16 protein-coding genes are annotated in these 16,728 nt (G+C 70.0%); 1 reads left to right on the plus strand and 15 read right to left on the minus strand.

What is annotated here, in order from left to right:
• Positions 1-70 precede the first annotated feature (70 nt).
• From G5C66_RS13900 to xylA, 15 genes are all read right to left on the minus strand, one after another.
• Positions 71-2,386, minus strand: coding sequence for a RelA/SpoT family protein (locus G5C66_RS13900; protein WP_206444086.1), 2,316 nt, complete (start codon positions 2,384-2,386; stop codon positions 71-73).
• A 62-nt stretch (positions 2,387-2,448) separates the two neighbouring features.
• Positions 2,449-3,015, minus strand: coding sequence for an adenine phosphoribosyltransferase (locus G5C66_RS13905; protein WP_165111554.1), 567 nt, complete (start codon positions 3,013-3,015; stop codon positions 2,449-2,451).
• Positions 3,012-4,250 (minus strand): protein translocase subunit SecF, encoded by a 1,239-nt coding sequence (gene secF, locus G5C66_RS13910; RefSeq protein WP_165111555.1) that lies wholly within the window; start codon positions 4,248-4,250, stop codon positions 3,012-3,014. Before secF ends, G5C66_RS13905 begins: the two co-directional genes overlap by 4 nt.
• Entirely contained in the window at positions 4,250-5,959 is a 1,710-nt protein-coding gene (gene secD, locus G5C66_RS13915) for a protein translocase subunit SecD (protein WP_165111556.1), read from the minus strand. Before secD ends, secF begins: the two co-directional genes overlap by 1 nt.
• An 8-nt stretch (positions 5,960-5,967) precedes the next feature.
• Positions 5,968-6,336, minus strand: coding sequence for a preprotein translocase subunit YajC (gene yajC / locus G5C66_RS13920; RefSeq protein ID WP_165111557.1), 369 nt, complete (start codon positions 6,334-6,336; stop codon positions 5,968-5,970).
• An 87-nt stretch (positions 6,337-6,423) separates the two neighbouring features.
• Positions 6,424-7,506 (minus strand): Holliday junction branch migration DNA helicase RuvB, encoded by a 1,083-nt coding sequence (gene ruvB / locus G5C66_RS13925; RefSeq protein ID WP_165111558.1) that lies wholly within the window; start codon positions 7,504-7,506, stop codon positions 6,424-6,426.
• Between the two features lie 6 nt (positions 7,507-7,512).
• The gene (gene ruvA / locus G5C66_RS13930; RefSeq protein WP_165111559.1) at positions 7,513-8,112 is read right to left on the minus strand and encodes a Holliday junction branch migration protein RuvA; all 600 of its coding nucleotides are present in this window, start codon (positions 8,110-8,112) and stop codon (positions 7,513-7,515) included.
• Positions 8,109-8,633 (minus strand): crossover junction endodeoxyribonuclease RuvC, encoded by a 525-nt coding sequence (gene ruvC, locus G5C66_RS13935; RefSeq protein ID WP_165111560.1) that lies wholly within the window; start codon positions 8,631-8,633, stop codon positions 8,109-8,111. The genes ruvA and ruvC overlap by 4 nt, the downstream gene beginning before the upstream one ends.
• Before the next feature lie 162 nt (positions 8,634-8,795).
• A complete protein-coding gene (locus G5C66_RS13940) occupies positions 8,796-9,563 on the minus strand; it encodes a YebC/PmpR family DNA-binding transcriptional regulator (RefSeq protein ID WP_165111561.1) in 768 nt (255 codons plus the stop codon).
• 116 nt (positions 9,564-9,679) lie between these two features.
• Entirely contained in the window at positions 9,680-10,252 is a 573-nt protein-coding gene (pdxT, locus tag G5C66_RS13945; protein WP_165111562.1) for a pyridoxal 5'-phosphate synthase glutaminase subunit PdxT, read from the minus strand.
• Positions 10,249-11,145 carry a pyridoxal 5'-phosphate synthase lyase subunit PdxS gene (gene pdxS / locus G5C66_RS13950; RefSeq protein ID WP_165111563.1) on the minus strand — a complete coding sequence of 299 codons (897 nt, stop codon included), beginning with the start codon at positions 11,143-11,145 and terminating at the stop codon, positions 10,249-10,251. Before pdxS ends, pdxT begins: the two co-directional genes overlap by 4 nt.
• Before the next feature lie 78 nt (positions 11,146-11,223).
• Positions 11,224-11,997, minus strand: coding sequence for an inositol monophosphatase family protein (locus G5C66_RS13955; RefSeq protein ID WP_165111564.1), 774 nt, complete (start codon positions 11,995-11,997; stop codon positions 11,224-11,226).
• On the minus strand, positions 11,994-12,614 hold the full coding sequence (gene pgsA / locus G5C66_RS13960; RefSeq protein ID WP_165111565.1) for a phosphatidylinositol phosphate synthase: 621 nt from the start codon (positions 12,612-12,614) through the stop codon (positions 11,994-11,996). Before pgsA ends, G5C66_RS13955 begins: the two co-directional genes overlap by 4 nt.
• A gap of 200 nt (positions 12,615-12,814) precedes the next feature.
• Positions 12,815-14,209, minus strand: a complete 1,395-nt coding sequence (gene xylB / locus G5C66_RS13965; protein WP_165111566.1) for a xylulokinase — start codon at positions 14,207-14,209, stop codon at positions 12,815-12,817.
• Between the two features lie 10 nt (positions 14,210-14,219).
• A complete protein-coding gene (gene xylA / locus G5C66_RS13970) occupies positions 14,220-15,374 on the minus strand; it encodes a xylose isomerase (RefSeq protein WP_165111567.1) in 1,155 nt (384 codons plus the stop codon).
• 139 nt (positions 15,375-15,513) lie between these two features.
• On the opposite strand from xylA, the gene G5C66_RS13975 reads away from it, so the two are divergent.
• Complete coding sequence (locus tag G5C66_RS13975; protein WP_165111568.1) at positions 15,514-16,716, plus strand: ROK family transcriptional regulator; 1,203 nt, start codon at positions 15,514-15,516, stop codon at positions 16,714-16,716.
• Positions 16,717-16,728: the final 12 nt, after the last annotated feature.

Here is a 16,728-nt window from a genome sequence, read left to right on the forward strand (position 1 = left end):
ACGCGTTCGCTTTACCTTACAACGAACGACGCGGCGCGGTTGTCCCCATCGACGACCGCCCCCGCCTCGGCTACTGCGTGACGCGGTAGGCGTCGAAGACGCCGGGGACGGTGCGTACCTGCTTCAAGACGGTGTCCAGGTGCTTGGAGTCGGCCATCTCGAAGGAGAACCGGGACTTCGCGACACGGTCGCGCGTCGTGGTGAGCTGGGCGCTGAGGATGTTCACGTGGGCGTCGGAGAGCGCCATCGTGATGTCGGACAGCAGCCGGGCTCGGTCGAGCGCCTCGACCTGGATGTTGACCAGGAAGACCGAGTTGGACGTGGAGCCCCACTCGACCTCGAGCAGGCGCTCCGGGTGGGAGCGGAGCTCGGCGGCGTTGGTGCAGTCGGTGCGGTGGACCGACACTCCCCCACCCTTGGTGACGAAGCCCAGGATCTCGTCGCCGGGCACCGGGGTGCAGCACTTGGCGAGCTTGACCCAGACGTCCGGGGAGCCCTTGACGATCACGCCCGCGTCGGAGTTGGCGGTGGAGACCTTGCCGTGACGGCGGCGGCCGACGTTGATGGCCTCGGCGAGGTCCTCGGCGGCTCCGTCGTCTCCGCCGTGGTCCTCGATGACGCGGCGTACGACCGCCTGGGCGGAGAGGTGGCTCTCGCCGACCGCGGCGTAGAGCGCCTCGACGTCGGCGAGGTCGAAGTGGTCGGCGGCGAGCATGAGCGACTCGCGAGACATCAGCCGCTTGAGGGGCAGGCCCTCCTTGCGCATGAGCCGCGCGATCGCGTCCTGGCCCTTCTCGATGGCCTCGTCACGACGCTCGCGGGTGTACCACTGCCGGATCTTGGCCTTGGCCCGGTTGGACTTGACGAAGGACATCCAGTCCTTCGACGGACCGGCGTTGGGCGACTTGGAGGTGAAGACCTCGACGACGTCGCCGCTCTCCAGCGTCGACTCCAGCGGCACCAGCCGGCCGTTGACCCGGGCGCCGATGGTCTTGTTGCCGACCTCGGTGTGGACGGCGTACGCGAAGTCGACCGGGGTCGCATCGGCGGGCAGCGCGATCACGTCACCCTTGGGTGTGAAGACGTAGACCTCGGTGCGCTTCATCTCGAAGCGCAGCGACTCCAGGAACTCGCCGGGGTCGTTGACCTCGGACTGCCAGTCCATGAGCTGCTTGACCCAGCTCATGTCGTTGTCCATCGGCCGGTCGGTGTCGACACCGTTGCGGCCGTCCTCCTTGTATTTCCAGTGCGCGGCGACACCGAACTCCGCGCGGCGGTGCATCGCGAACGTGCGGATCTGCAGCTCGACCGGTTTGCCCTGCGGGCCGATCACGGTGGTGTGCAGCGACTGGTACATGTTGAACTTCGGCATCGCGATGTAGTCCTTGAACCGGCCGAGGACGGGGTTCCACCGCGAGTGCAGGATGCCGAGGACGGAGTAGCAGTCGCGCTCGTCCTCGACCAGGATCCGGATGCCGACCAGGTCGTTGATGTCGGAGAAGTCCTTACCGCCGACGATCATCTTCTGGTAGATCGAGTAGTAGTGCTTCGGGCGTCCGGTGACGGTCGCCTTGATGCGGGCGTCGTGGAGGTCGCGCTCGACCTGGTCGATGACCTGGGCCAGGAACTTCTCCCGCGACGGGTTGCGGTCGGCGACCAGGCGGACGAGCTCGTCGTACATCTTCGGGTAGAGGGTCGCGAAGGCGAGGTCCTCGAGCTCGAACTTGATGGTGTTCATGCCGAGCCGGTGGGCCAGCGGCGCGTAGATGTCGAGCGTCTCGCGCGCGCTGCGCTCCTGGCTCTTCTGCGGGACGTAGCGCAGCGTACGCATGTTGTGCAGGCGGTCGGCGAGCTTGATCACCAGCACCCGGATGTCGCGTGACATCGCCACGACCATCTTCCGGATCGTCTCGGCCTGGGCCGAGTCGCCGTAGGTGACCTTGTCGAGCTTGGTCACGCCGTCGACGAGGTGGGCGACCTCCTCACCGAAGTCGCGGGTGAGCTCCTTGAGCGTGTAGGGCGTGTCCTCGACGGTGTCGTGGAGCAGCGCCGCGACGAGGGTCGGCTCGGTCATACCGAGCTCGGCGAGGATCGTGGTCACCGCGAGCGGGTGGGTGATGTAGGGGTCGCCGCTCTTGCGCATCTGGGTGCCGTGGAGGCGCTCGGCGGTGACGTAGGCCCGCTCCAGGAGGGCCAGGTCGGCCTTCGGGTGGTTGGACCTCACCGCCCGGAACAGCGGCTCCAGCACAGGATTGCCCGGCGTGCCCCTGCCACCGATCCGGGCCAGGCGCGCACGGACGCTGCGACCCGACGGGGCCGGGCCACTGCTCTCCCGGGCCTCGATGTTGTGCGCACGAGGCTGCGCGACGATGCGATCCTCTGCCATAGCCAGAGTCTACCGGCCGCACCCGGAGCATTGGCTAGGACGGCACCTGCATACTGGACCTGTCAACTGACCAACAGCGAGTGCACCTGCGTGCCCGGCAGCTTGCTGCGCGGGTCGAGGAAACCGAGCTCGAGCAGCACCGAGACCCCGGCGACGACGCCGCCGCAGCGCTCGACGAGCTCGATGGTGGCGGCCGCGGTGCCACCCGTCGCGAGGACGTCGTCGATGACCAGCACCCGCTCCCCCGGCGCGACCGCGTCGGTGTGGATCTCCAGGGTGGCCTCGCCGTACTCCAGCGAGTAGGAGACCGCGTGGGTCTCGCGCGGGAGCTTGCCGGCCTTGCGTACCGGCACGAAGCCGACGCCGAGGTGGAGCGCCGCCGGCGCGCCGAGGATGAAGCCTCGAGACTCCATGCCGAGCACCTTGGTGACGGTCACGTTGCCGTCGGCGTCGCGCCCGGGAGCGGCGAGCGCCTCGACGACCTGGGTGAAGCCCGCGTGGTCGGCGAGCAGCGGGGTGATGTCCTTGAACCCGACGCCCGGCTCGGGGAAGTCGGGGACGTCGGCGACCAGCCGCTCGAGGGTTTCCTCGAGCGACCGGCCGTCGGCGGCTGTCTCGGAGACGGTCACTTGCGCTTCGACCTCGACTCGCGCTTGGGCTGCGGACGCCCGGCGGCGCCGCTGTCGGTCACCTCACGCTGCGAGGTCGGCACGTTGCGACCGCGTCCGAGCGCGGCGCTGTTCGGGCTGGTGCCCCGGCTGACGCCGGCCTCGTGGAGGTCCTCCGACGGCGCTTCGCGGAGCTCGTCGGGCTCGCCCTCGGCGAGGGCCATGCCCTCGTCGAAGACCGGGACCGCGGCGTACTTGTCGGCTTCTTTCATCCGGGCGGCGGCCCGCTTCTCGGCGTCGACGATCTCCTTCTCGCCCGACTTCAGGTGCACCAGCATCGGCGTGGCGATGAAGATCGAGGAGTAGGTGCCGACGGCCATACCGACGAACAGCACCAGCGAGATGTCCTTGAGCGAGGACGTGCCGAGCTGGACGGCGCTGACGTAGAGGATCGCGACGACCGGCAGCAGACCGACGATCGAGGTGTTGATCGAGCGCACCAGGGTCTGGTTGACCGCCAGGTTGGCCGCCTGGGCGTAGGTCTGCTTCTTCAGGCTCAGGTTGCGGGTGTTCTCCTTGACCTTGTCGAAGACCACCACGGTGTCGTAGAGCGAGTAACCGAGGATCGTCAGGAACCCGGTCACGGTCGCGGGCGTCACCTCGAAGCCGACGATCGCGTAGACGCCGACGGTCAGGAGCACGTCGTGGGCCAGGGCCACGACGGCCGCGACCGACATCTTCCACTCCTTGAAGTAGATCCAGATGAACGCGATCACGCCCAGCAGGAAGATGCCCAGCGCGACACCGGCCTTGGTGGCGACCCGCTCACCCCAGCTCGGACCGATGCCGGTGCGCGAGATGTCGTCCTCGGGCACGTCGGCGGTCTCGGTGATCGCCTTGATCATCGTCTGGTCGTCCGCGGAGCCGTCCGGGATCGCCTCGGTCTCGATCACGATCGAGTCGGAGCCGGCCGTACGCACCGTGGCGCTGTCGGCCTCCTCGACCTCGGTCTCACCGATGACTCCGCGCAGCTCGTCGGCCAGCTTCTGGTCGGCGCCGTCGACCGAGACGGTGTAACGGGTGCCGCCGGTGAAGTCGATACCGAGGTTGAGCGGCTTGAGGAACATCCCGGCCACGATGACCGCGAGCAGGACGACGGACGCGGCGTACCAGATCTTGCGCTTGCCGACGAAGTCGAACGACTTCTCGCCGGTGTAGAGCTCCTTGCCGAGCCGCGAGAAAGAGAACTTGCTCATCAGGCCTTGCCTCCAGCCAGAGTGGTGCCCGAGGCGGGCATCATGCCGATAGCGCGCTTGTCCATGCCCGAGAGGACGTGGCCCTTGTTGTAGAAGCCCCAGCCGGCCAGGAGCTTGGTCATCGGGTGGGTGAACCAGAAGAACACCAGCACGTCGATGACCGTGGTCAGGCCGAGCATGAACGCGAAGCCCTTGACCTCGTTGGTCGCGAACACGTAGAGCACGAACGCGGCCAGGAACGAGACACCGTCGGAGGCCAGACAGGTGTTGCGAGCCCGGACCCAGGCGGTGTCGACGGCCACCCGCATGGAGCGGCCCTCACGCATGTCGTCGCGCATCCTCTCGTAGAGGATGATGAACGAGTCGGCGGTGATGCCGATACCGACGATCAGACCGGCCACACCGGGCAGGTCGAGGGTGACGCCGGCGGTCTCGCTGAGCAGCAGGATCATGCCGTACGTCGCAGCACCCGCCACGAGCAGCGACCCGATCACGACGATGCTCATGCCGCGGTAGTAGAGCACCGAGTAGATCACCACGAGGATCAGACCGACCAGGCCCGCCCACAGACCGGCGGTGAGCTGGTTGCCCGCCAGCGTCGGGCCGATGACCCGGGTCTGGATGCCGTCCTCGGGGAAGTCGAGCGGCAGGGAGCCGTACTTCAGGTTGTTGGCCAGCGCTGCCGCGCTCTCCTGGGTGAAGTCGCCGCTGATCTGAGCGCCGCCGCTGATCCGTGAGTCCGCGGTCGGGGCGGAGATGACCTTGGCGTCCAGGACGATCGCGAACTGCTCGCCGGTGCCGGCGATCGCGCCGGTGGTGTCGGCGAAGACCTTGTCGCCCTTCGACTTGAAGTCGAGGGTGACGACGTAGTTGGCCTGCTGCTGCGGGATGCCGTAGGAGGCCTCGTCGATCTCGGTGCCCTCGATGACCGCGGGGGTCAGCAGGTAGGGGATGCCGTCGTCGTCGCAGGTCAGCAGCGGCTTTCCGGGGATGTCCTCGGCCGGCTCGGCTCCCGGGGCGGGGCAGCTGAAGGAGTTGTAGGCGGTCGCCCACTCCTGCGGGACGTTGCGCATGAACTTCACCGCGTCGTCGACCTTGACGACCGCGTTGTCGTTCTGCTTCTCGGGCTCGGCGCTCGCGGAGGCCGAGGGGCTGGCGCTCGGCTCGGCCTTCTCCGAGGACTTGTCGGACTTGTCGGATGCAGTCGCCGTCTCCGTCCCGCTGGCGGTCTCGCCGCCGAACGGCGCGCGCGGCGAGGTGCCGGGCACGGTGCCGGTCGAGGGGTCCTCGACCATGGAGCCACCGGCGTCGGCGCCGGCGCCACACTGCCGCTGCGGGCTGCAGGCCACCAGGCGGAAGCGGAGCTTCGCGGTCTGGCGGACGCGCTCGGCGGTCTCCTGCTGCACCTTGCCGGTGCCGGGGATCGAGACCTTGATGACGTCGTTGCCCTCGGTGGTCACCCGGCCGCCGGTGATGCCGGAGCCGTTGACGCGCTGGTCGATGATCGACTTCGCCTCGTCGAGGCTCTCCCTCGGGACCGAACCGCCCTCGGAGTTCTCGGCGGTCATCGAGATCTCGGTGCCGCCGCGGAGATCGAGGCCCAGCTCGGGTTTCCAGGTGCCGGCGAACGCGATGCCGCCGAACATGATCGCGATCGCCAGGAACAGCAGTGCGAGTGTCCGCCCTGGGCGCGCGGTCTTGCGTGCCATGAGTTCGGTCAGTCCTTCTTGTCGAGGTCCACGATGACGTTCTCGGCATCGGCAGAGGTCTCGTCGGCAGCAGCCTCGACCTCGGTCTTCTCGCCGGTCTCCTCGTCAGACTCCACCGCGGGCGCCTCGGTGACCTTCTGGGCCACCGCCTGGCGCACGACCTGGACGACGACGCCGTCGGCGATCTCGACCTTGATGTTCGTCGTGGTCTCCTCGACCTCGGTCACGGTGCCGAAGAGCCCGGAGGTCAGCATCACCCGATCACCCGGCTGGAGGTTGAGCTGGAGCTCACGAGCCTCCTTCGCACGCTTCTGCTGCGGCCTGATCAACAGGAAGTAGAACAGGACGATGATGACGATAAAAGGAAGGAATTCCACGGGGGTTCGGCTCCGACAGTCTCAGTGGTCGCCGGCAGGCGCACGGCGACGTGCAAGTCTAACCAGGCACCTGGTTGGGACTGTGAATCAGGCCTCATCCCAGAGCGTGTCCTTCGACCAGGCCGCAGCCTCGGCGCTGGCCGGCACCGGCAGCCCCAGGTGCTCCCAGGCCGCCGGGGTCGCGACGCGGCCCCGTGGCGTACGTGCCAGGAAGCCGGAGCGCACCAGGAACGGCTCCGCCACCTCCTCGACGGTCTCCCGCTCCTCCCCCACCGCGACGGCGAGGGTGGAGATGCCCACCGGGCCGCCTCCGAACCGGCGGCAGAGCGCGTCGAGGACGGCCAGGTCGAGGCGGTCCAGGCCGAGCGGGTCGACCTCGTAGAGATCGAGGGCCTTCTGGGCGACCTCCTGGGTGACCGTGCCGTCGGCCTTGACCTGGGCGTAGTCGCGTACGCGGCGCAGCAGGCGGTTGGCGATGCGTGGGGTGCCGCGGGAGCGGCCGGCGATCTCGGCGGCGCCGTCGTCGCGAAGGGTGACGTCGAGCAGGCCCGCGGAGCGGCGCACGATCAGCTCGAGATCCTGTGGGTCGTAGAGCTCCAGATGGCCGGTGAACCCGAACCTGTCGCGCAGCGGTCCGGGAAGGAGGCCGGCGCGGGTGGTCGCGCCGACCAGCGTGAACGGCGGCAGGTCGATCGGGATCGCGGTCGCGCCGGGGCCCTTGCCGATGACCACGTCGACCCGGAAGTCCTCCATCGCCAGGTAGAGCATCTCCTCGGCGGGGCGGCTCATCCGGTGGATCTCGTCGACGAACAGCACCTCGCCCTCGTTGAGTCCGCTCAGGATCGCGGCCAGGTCACCGGCGTGGGTGATCGCCGGGCCGGAGGTGATCCGCAGGGGCGCCGACATCTCCGCGGCGATGATCATCGCCAGGGTCGTCTTGCCGAGCCCCGGCGGCCCGGACAGGAGTACGTGGTCAGGGGCCCGCTCGCGCTGCCGAGCCGCCTCCAGGACGAGGCTGAGCTGCTCACGGACGCGTTGCTGGCCGATCAGCTCGTCGAGGGTCTTGGGGCGCAGCGCCGCCTCGACGGCACGGTCGTCGCCGTCGGCCTCGGCGACGGTGAGCGAGGAGAAGTAGTCCTCCTCGGCCCGGGTCAGGTCGTCCTCGTGCATGGGTCCCTATGCCTTCGACAGGGTGCGCAGCGCCGCTCGCAGGAGCAGCGAGATGTTGGCCTGGTCGCCGGCCTCGGGCTCGATCGCGGTGACCGCCTTGTCGGCGTCCTTGGCGGAATAGCCCAGGCCGACGAGAGCCTCGGTGACCTGGTCGCGCCAGGGAGCCGCGGCGGCCACAGCGACCGGAGCAGCGGCGGTGCCGCTCGGCGTACCGATCCTGTCCTTGAGCTCCAGGATGATCCGCTGGGCGCCCTTCTGGCCGATGCCGGGGACCTTGGTCAGGGTCTTGGTGTCCTCTCCCGCGATGGCCAGCCGGATGCCGTCGGGCGAGAGGACGGCGAGCATCGCCTGCGCGAGCTTCGGGCCGACGCCGGAGGCGGTCTGGAGGAGCTCGAAGAGCGTGCGTTCGTCGGTGTCGGTGAACCCGAAGAGGGTCAGCGAGTCCTCGCGCACGACCAGGCTGGTCGGCAGGTGCGCCTCCTCGCCGGTGCGGAGCGTCGCAAGCGTGTTGGGGGTGCAGAGCAGCTCGATGCCGATGCCGCCGACCTCGACGACGGCGGTGGAGAGACTCACGGCGGCGACCTTGCCGCGCACGGACGCGATCATCTACGTACCTTCCCGGCCGCGGCCACCGCGGCTTCGATGCGGTTCTGGGCGCCTCCGCGCCACTGGTGGGTGATGGCCAGCGCGAGCGCGTCGGCGGCGTCGGCGGGCTTCGGCGGGGTCGGGAGCCGCAGGATCCGGGTCACCATGGCGGTGACCTGGGCCTTGTCGGCGCGGCCGTTGCCGGACACGGCCGCCTTGACCTCGGAAGGCGTGTGCATGGCCACCGGGAGACCGCGCCGCGCGGCGCAGACCATGGCGAGGCCGCTGGCCTGGGCCGTACCCATGATCGTGGAGACGTTCGAGCGCGCGAAGATCCGCTCGATCGCGACCGCGTCGGGCCGGTGCTCCTCGATCCAGGCGTCGATCCCCTTCTCGATGCTCACCAGCCGCTCCCAGACGGGAAGGTCGGAGGAGGTCCGGATCACGCCGACGTCCACCATGGACAGCGGTCGGCCCAGCGAGCCGTCGACCACGCCCATCCCGCACCGGGTCAGACCGGGGTCGATCCCAAGCACCCTCACACGCGCACCTCCATCGAACGTCTGTTCGCAGACTACAGACCCCGCGCCGAATCATGAGGTATGGCGTGCCGAGAATGCAGTTGTGGGCGACGAAAGTCGAGTTTCGTCGCCCACAGCTCACGATTCGGCAGGCCGTTTCTGCCGACTCGGCGCGTGCGGAGGTCAGGCGTCGACGGTCTCCATGACCTCGTCGGGGACGTCGGCGTTGGAGAAGACGTTCTGTACGTCGTCGAGGTCGTCGACCGCGTCGATGAGCTTGAACACCTTCTCGGCGGCAGAGGCGTCCGCGACCGGGATGTCCATGGAGGCCACGAACTGGACCTCGGCGGAGTCGTAGTCGATCCCGGCGTCCTGCAGCGCGGTGCGGACCGCGACCACGTCGGAGGGGTCGGAGACGATCTCGAAGGACTCACCGAGGTCGTTGACGTCCTCGGCGCCCGCGTCGAGGGTGGCCTCGAGCAGGTCGTCCTCGGTGACCTCCTTGCCCTCCTGGGCCTTCGCCACGACGACGACACCCTTGCGGTCGAAGAGGCGGCTCACCGAGCCGGGGTCGGCCATGGTGCCGCCGTTGCGGGTGACCGCGGTGCGGACCTCCATGGCCGCCCGGTTGCGGTTGTCGGTCAGACACTCGATGAGGAGCGCGACGCCCTGGGGGCCGTAGACCTCGTACATGATCGTGTCGTAGCTGACCCCGCCGCCGTCGAGCCCACCGCCGCGCTTGACCGCGCGGTCGATGTTGTCGTTGGGGACCGACTGCTTCTTGGCCTTCTGGATAGCGTCGTAGAGGGTCGGGTTTCCGGCCGGGTCGGGACCGCCGGTCTTGGCCGCGATCTCGATCGTCTTGATGAGCTTGGCGAAGAGCTTGCCGCGCTTGGCGTCGATCGCCGCCTTCTTGTGCTTGGTCGTTGCCCACTTGGAGTGGCCGCTCATCTGAAAACCGTCCTTTGCCCCGCGTCGTCGCTGTGCTTTGTCAAGCCCGTCGAGCCGCCACCGGAGTCGTCACAGGGCAGCAAGGCCCCATTCTAACTACGTGGCGTGCGCGACCGTCAGCAGCAGGTGTCCAGGAACAGCCGGTGCAGCCGGTCGTCGGCGTTGACCTCGGGATGGAAGCTGGTGGCCATCAGCTGGTCCTGACGTACGCCGACAGGATGACCGGCCACGCTCGCCAGCACCTCGACCCCGGGGCCGACCTCCTCGACCCACGGCGCCCGGATGAAGACGCCGTGGACCGTTCCGTCCAGCCCGGTGACCTCCAGGTCGGTCTCGAACGACTCCGTCTGCCGCCCGAAGGCGTTGCGCCGGACCGTCATGTCGAGCCCGCCGATGGTCTCCTGGCCGTCCGCCCCGTCGAGGAGGCGATCGGCCAGGAGGACCATGCCGGCGCAGGTGCCGAGCGTCGGCATCCCGGTGCCGACACGGTCGCGGAGCGGGTCGAGCAGGTCGAACGTACGGGCCAGGCGCCACATCGCGGTCGACTCGCCGCCGGGAAGGACGAGCGCGTCGCACGCGTCGAGCTCCTCCCGCCGCCGCACGGAGGTGCCCTTCACCCCCAGGCGGTCGAGTGCGGCGAGGTGCTCGCGGACGTCGCCCTGGAGGGCGAGTACGCCGACCGTGGTCACCAGCCGCGCTCCGCGAACTGGATCGAGCGGGCCGGCTCGTCGACGTTGATGCCGACCATCGCCTCACCGAGACCGCGGGAGACCTTGGCGATCACGTCGGGGTCGTCGTGGAACGTGGTCGCCTTGACGATCGCCTCGGCACGCTGAGCCGGGTTGCCGGACTTGAAGATGCCGGAGCCGACGAAGACGCCCTCGGCGCCGAGCTGCATCATCATCGCCGCGTCGGCCGGGGTGGCGATGCCGCCGGCGGTGAAGAGGACGACCGGGAGCTTTCCGTTCTTGGCGACCTCGACGACCAGCTCGTAGGGAGCCTGGAGCTCCTTGGCCGCGACGTAGAGCTCGTCCTCGGCGAGCGCGCCGAGGCGGCGGATCTCCTTGCGGATCGTACGCATGTGGGTGACCGCGTTGGACACGTCACCGGTGCCGGCCTCGCCCTTGGAACGGATCATCGCCGCACCCTCGGTGATGCGGCGCAGGGCCTCGCCGAGGTTGGTCGCACCGCACACGAACGGCACGGTGTAGGCCCACTTGTCGATGTGGTTCTCGTAGTCGGCCGGGGTCAGCACCTCGGACTCGTCGATGTAGTCGACGCCCAGGGACTGCAGCACCTGCGCCTCGGCGAAGTGGCCGATACGGGCCTTGGCCATGACCGGGATGGAGACGGCCTCGATGATGCCGTCGATCATGTCGGGGTCGGACATCCGGCTCACGCCGCCCTGGGCGCGGATGTCGGCGGGCACGCGCTCGAGCGCCATCACCGCCACCGCCCCGGCGTCCTCGGCGATCTTCGCCTGCTCGGGGGTGACCACGTCCATGATCACGCCGCCCTTGAGCATCTCCGCCATGCCTCGCTTGACGCGCGAGGTCCCCGTCTCATTCGTGCTTGTTGCCATGCGGCGATCGTAAGTCGGGAAGCGACGTACGCCACCCTCGGAAAGGCCTGGTCAGGCCACTGTTCCCGAAGTGGACTGCTAGGAGGCCAGTGCGTCGGCCGCCTCGGCCACCGCCGACGGGGCTCCGGCCAGGGACCAGAGGACCCCGCCCGCCTCGACCTGCGCCGTGGCGCCGCCGGCGCCCAGGACGAGCGCGGCGCCGGGGAGGCGGTCCCAGTCCGGGACGGAGTGCTGGCAGAAGAGGTGGAGCTTGCCCTGGGCGATGGCGGTGAGGTCCATCGAGCCGGACCCGAGGATCCGGATGGAGGCGGCCAGGCTGGCGACACGGACGTAGGGCTCGCCGACCGGGAGTCCCAGCTTGGCCGGGTGCAGATAGGTGGTCAGGCAGGCGAGCGAGAGCGGGGTGTCGGCCATCGCGTCGAGCCGGACGCCGTTGCGGGTGGTGGGCAGCTCCGGGCCGCCGACGTAGACGGCGTCCTCGGCGGGCGAGTAGACGGCGCCGAGGACGATGTCGTCGCCGTCGGTGAGCGCGAGCGCGGAGCACCACCAGTCGAGACCGCGTACGAAGTTGTAGGTGCCGTCCACCGGGTCGATGGTCCAGACCCGACCGGTGATCGACTCGCGGGCGGAACCCTCCTCACCCAGGACGCCGTCGCCGGGGCACTCGGCGGCGAGGCGGTCGACGATCGCCTTCTCGGCGGCCTTGTCGGCGGCGGTGACCAGGTCGGAGACCGAGGTCTTGGTCTCGATCGAGTCGCCGATGCCGGCATGGCGCATCTTCGCGGCGAGCGAGCCGGCGCCGCGGACGAGCTCTGCGGCCAGGCGTACGTCTGCGTCGGTCGGCGCGGTCACGACGCCGCCTCCTCGGCGAGGGCCTGGCGACGCACCGTCCAGACGCGCTGGCCGACGGTGACGGTCGAGGCGACGGCGAGGATCCACAGCGCGATGTAGATGAGCAGGTCGAGGTCGAAGATGCCGGCGAAGCCGGTCATCACCAGGACCAGGACGAGACGATCGGCCCGCTCGGCGATGCCGACGTTGGCGGTGAAGCCGAGCGACTCCGCGCGGGCGCGGGCGTAGGAGGTGACCGCGCCCATCACGACGCACCACAGGGTGAGCGCGAGGTAGAGGTCGGAGTCGCCCGGTCCGGCGAAGTAGAGCGCCAGACCGCCGAAGACCGCGCCGTCGCCGATCCGGTCGAGGGTGGAGTCCCAGAAGGCGCCGAACTTGCTCGTCCGGCCCACGGCTCGCGCCATCGCTCCATCGATCAGGTCGCTGAAGACGAAGCAGGTGATGAAGATCGTGCCGGCCAGCAGCTCGCCGCGCGGGTAGAACGCCAGCGCCCCGACCGCTACTCCGATGGTGCCGACGAGCGTGACGGCGTCGGGGCTGATCTTCAGCGCCACGAACAGCCGGACGATGGGCGCGAGGACGACTCCCTGGACGAAGCCTTTGATGTGATCCAACATGGCGCGGCCACGCTATCGGATCCCGCCGAGACGTCGCTCCCGCGCGCCGAATGGTCACGCACATTCTGCCGAGGCGTCACTTGCGTCGGCCGAAGCGTCGGCCGCGTCGGCCGAGAGGTCAACGCGTGACATCTCGGCCGACGTACGTGACGTCTCGGCCGACGCGGGCGCCCTCTCGGCCGACCGGGGCGACGCCTCGGCTAGACGCCTTCGGTCAGGTCGCGGACCTCGGCGTAGCGGGCGCGGACAGCGGGGTCGGGGTCCGCCTCGTACGTCTCGGTGCCGGCGAGCTCCCAGGCCGGCGGCTCCTCACCGCCGGTGAGGGTCCAGGCGGCCTGGCGCGCGGCGCCGTCGGCGACGTACTCCCCCGGCTCGGGGACGAGCACGGGGTGGCCGATGACGACGGGGGCGAGGCGGCGTACGGCCTCCGAGCGGGCACCGCCGCCGACGAGGAGGACGCGGTTGATCGCGACGCCCTGCGCCTTGAGCGCGTCGATGCCGTCTGCGAGGCCGCAGAGCAGACCCTCGACCGCGGCTCGGGCCAGATAGGCCGGCTCGGCGGTGGCCAGGGTGAGCCCGTGGATCACGCCACGCGCGTCGGGGCGGTCGGGGGTGCGCTCGCCCTCGAGGTAGGGCACGAGCACCAGACCGCCGGAACCGCTCGGCGCCTCCAGTGCGAGCCGGGAGAGGCCGTCGTGGTCGACCCCGAGCAGCCGGGCCGAGGCGTCGAGCACCCGGGCGGCGTTGAGCGTGCAGACCAGCGGGAGGTGGCGCCCGGTGGCGTCGGCGAAGCCCGCGACCAGTCCCGTCGGGTCGGCGGACGGCGTCTCCGAGACGGCGCAGGCGACCCCCGAGGTGCCGATCGAGACGACCACGTCGCCGGGCCGCGCGCCGACGCCGAGCGCGGCGCCCGCGTTGTCGCCACACCCGGGACCGAGGATGGCGCCGGAGCTCGTCGTGCCGGCCGACTCGGTCGGTCCGAGCACCTCCGGCAGCACCAGGTCGTCTCGTCCGAACGCGCGTTTGAGCAGGTCGCGACGGTATTCGCTGGTCGCTGCCGAGTAGTAGCCGGTGCCGCTGGCGTCGCTCCGGTCGGTACGCAGCGCCTCCAGCCCCTGCGCCCCGCCGAGCTTCCAGGTCAGCCAGTCGTGCGGAAGACAGACCGCCGCGACCCGGGCCGCGGCGTCGGGCTCGTGCTCGGCCAGCCAGCGCAGCTTGGTGGCCGTGAAGCTGGCCACCTGCACCAACCCGACCGCCTCGGCCCAGGCAGCGGCGCCGAGCTCCGTGTTGAGCGCGGCGGCCGCGGCGGCGGAGCGGGTGTCGTTCCACAGCAGCGCGGGACGTACGACCTCTCCGGCCTCGTCCAGGCAGACCATCCCGTGCTGCTGGCCGCCCACGGACACGGCGGCGACGTCGTCGAGCCCGCCGGCGGCCTCCGCGGCCGCCTCGAGGGCGGTCCACCACGCCGCCGGGTCCACCTCCGTCCCTTCGGGGTGGGGCGCGGAGCCGGAGCGCACCAGCGCCCCGGTCTCCGCGTCGCGGACGACGACCTTGCAGGACTGGGTCGAGGAGTCGACCCCGGCGACGAGCGACATGCCCCGCAACCTAACGAAGGCCGAGGAGGTGGTCCATGGCCAGCTGGTCGAGGTGCTCGAACGCGTAGCCGTGGTCCAGCTTCTCGATGTCGTAGGACGCGTTGCGGATGTCCTCGAGCGTCTCGCCCTCGGCGAGCGTCGGCACGGACAGCTCCGGGACCTGCGAGGCCTCGAGCGCAGCCTGGACCTCCGGGTCCGCGCGGAACGCCTTGGCCCGCTCACGCAGCACGAGGTAGTTGCGCATGCAGCCCGCTGCCGAGGCCCACACGCCCTCCTCGTCCTCGGTGCGCGGCGGCTTGAAGTCGAAGTGGCGCGGGCCGTCGTAGCCCTTGGACTCGAGCAGGTCGACCAGGTTGAACGCGCCGCGCAGGTTGCCGGCGCCGAAGCGGAGGTCCTGGTCGAAGCGCGGGCCGTGCTGGCCGTTGAGGTCGATGTGGAAGAGCTTGCCGTGCCACAGCGCCTGGGCGACGCCGGAGGCGAAGTTGAGCCCGGCCATCTCCTCGTGGCCGACCTCCGGGTTGAGGCCGACCATCTCGGGGCGGTCGAGGGTGTTGATGAAGGCGAGGGCGTGGCCGATGGTCGGCAGCAGGATGTCGCCCCGCGGCTCGTTGGGCTTCGGCTCGATCGCGAACCGGATGTCGTAGCCCTGCTCGGTCACGTAGTCGCCCAGCAGGTTGACCGCCTCGCGGTAGCGGTCCAGCGCCGCCGCGATGTCCTTCGAGGCGTGCGACTCCGCGCCCTCACGGCCACCCCACATGACGTACGTCGTGGCACCGAGCTCCGCGGCGAGGTCGATGTTGCGCGCGACCTTGGCGATCGCGTAGCGGCGCACCTCGCGGTCGTTGGAGGTGAACCCGCCGTCGCGGAAGACCGGGTGGCCGAAGAGGTTGGTCGTGGCCATCGGCACCTTGAGTCCGGTCTCGTCCAGCGCCGCCTTCAGCTTGTCGATCTCCGCCTGACGCTCGGCGTCGCTCGCGTCGATGGCGAAGACGTCGTTGTCGTGGAAGGTGATGCCGTAGGCACCGAGCTCGGCCAGCTTGTGGACCGAGTGTGCGACATCGAGGTGCAACCGGCTCGCCGATCCGAACACGTCCTGACCGTTCCAGCCGACGGTCCAGAGACCGAAGGTGAACTTGTCGTCCGGGGTGGGGGTGTACTCCGTCATAGCCTTGCTTCCTCACTTTAGTTCACGACTCGGACTATGTATCTCAGATGAAACGCGACGGCCGTCACATTGTCAACAGGTTCGCGACCGAAATACCGATTGGTTGACCTCAAGTTCAGAACTTGCTCTAATCCCGTCCATGACGGTCCGAAGCGAGCCTGCCCAACATGCCGGGATGCGGGCGAGCAACCTTGCGCTCGTGCTCGGCGAGATCGCCCGCACCGGCTCGGTCTCCCGAGCCCGTGTCGCTGCACACACCGGCCTGACCAAGTCGTCGGTGTCCGCGCTGGTCACCGACCTGATCTCCGCCGGCCTGGTCGCGGAGAGCGGTCCGGCCTCGACCGAGCGCGGCCGACCCGCCACGGCACTCGCCCTCGCTCCGGCCGGCGCCGCCGGGCTCGGCCTGGAGATCAACGTCGACTACTTGGCCGCCGTCGTCACCGATCTGGCCGGCGCGCCGCGCTACCACCACGTCGTACGCCGCGACAACCGCGACCGCGGCGTCGACGAGGTGGTCGCCGATCTCATCGACGTGGCCCGCACCGCCGCCGGCAGCGCGGCCGCTCAAGGTCTTCCGCTGGCCGGGGCCTGCGTGGCGGTTCCCGGCCTCGCCGTCGACGGCACCGTCGTACGTGCCCCCAACCTGGAGTGGCCGCGGGTCGACCTCGCGGACTCCGTCGGCGACGCCATCGGGTTGGAGGTCGTCCTGGAGAACGAGGCCAACCTCGCCGCTCTCGGCGAGATGTGGTTCGGCGGCCACCAGGACGACAGCGCACCCCTGCGGGACTTCGTGCACGTCTCGGGCGAGATCGGCATCGGCGGTGGCATCGTGATCGACGGCGAGGTCTTCCGCGGAGCACACGCGGGCGCCGGCGAGCTTGGCCACGTCGTGGTCGCCCCCGGCGGTCCGCGGTGCGCCTGCGGCGGCCACGGCTGCCTGGAGCGGATGGCCGGCCAGCAGGAGATCCTCGCCCGAGCCCAGGTCGCGACGATGGCCGACCTCACCCACGCCTGCGAGGCCGGCGACCAGGCCGCCCTGGATGCCGTCGCCGACGCCGGGCGGCACCTCGGGGTCGCGCTCGCCTCGGTCCTCACCCTCCTCGACCCCGCCGCGATCGTGCTCGGCGGCGCGTTCGCCACGCTCGCGCCGTGGCTCTCCGCGGCGACCTCGGCCTCGATCGGTCACCACACCGGCGCCACCGAGCCGCCACCGCTGCTGGTCTCCGGCCTCGGCAGCGACGCGGCCGTGCGCGGCGCCGCCGGGACGGTCGTACGCCGCGTGATCGCCGATCCCGCGGCGTACCTCGCCCAGCGCCCGGCTGGTCGAGTCGGCCCGTCCTGACCCATGATCCCG

This window comes from Nocardioides turkmenicus, from assembly GCF_011045035.1.
Classification (GTDB): domain Bacteria; phylum Actinomycetota; class Actinomycetes; order Propionibacteriales; family Nocardioidaceae; genus Nocardioides; species Nocardioides turkmenicus.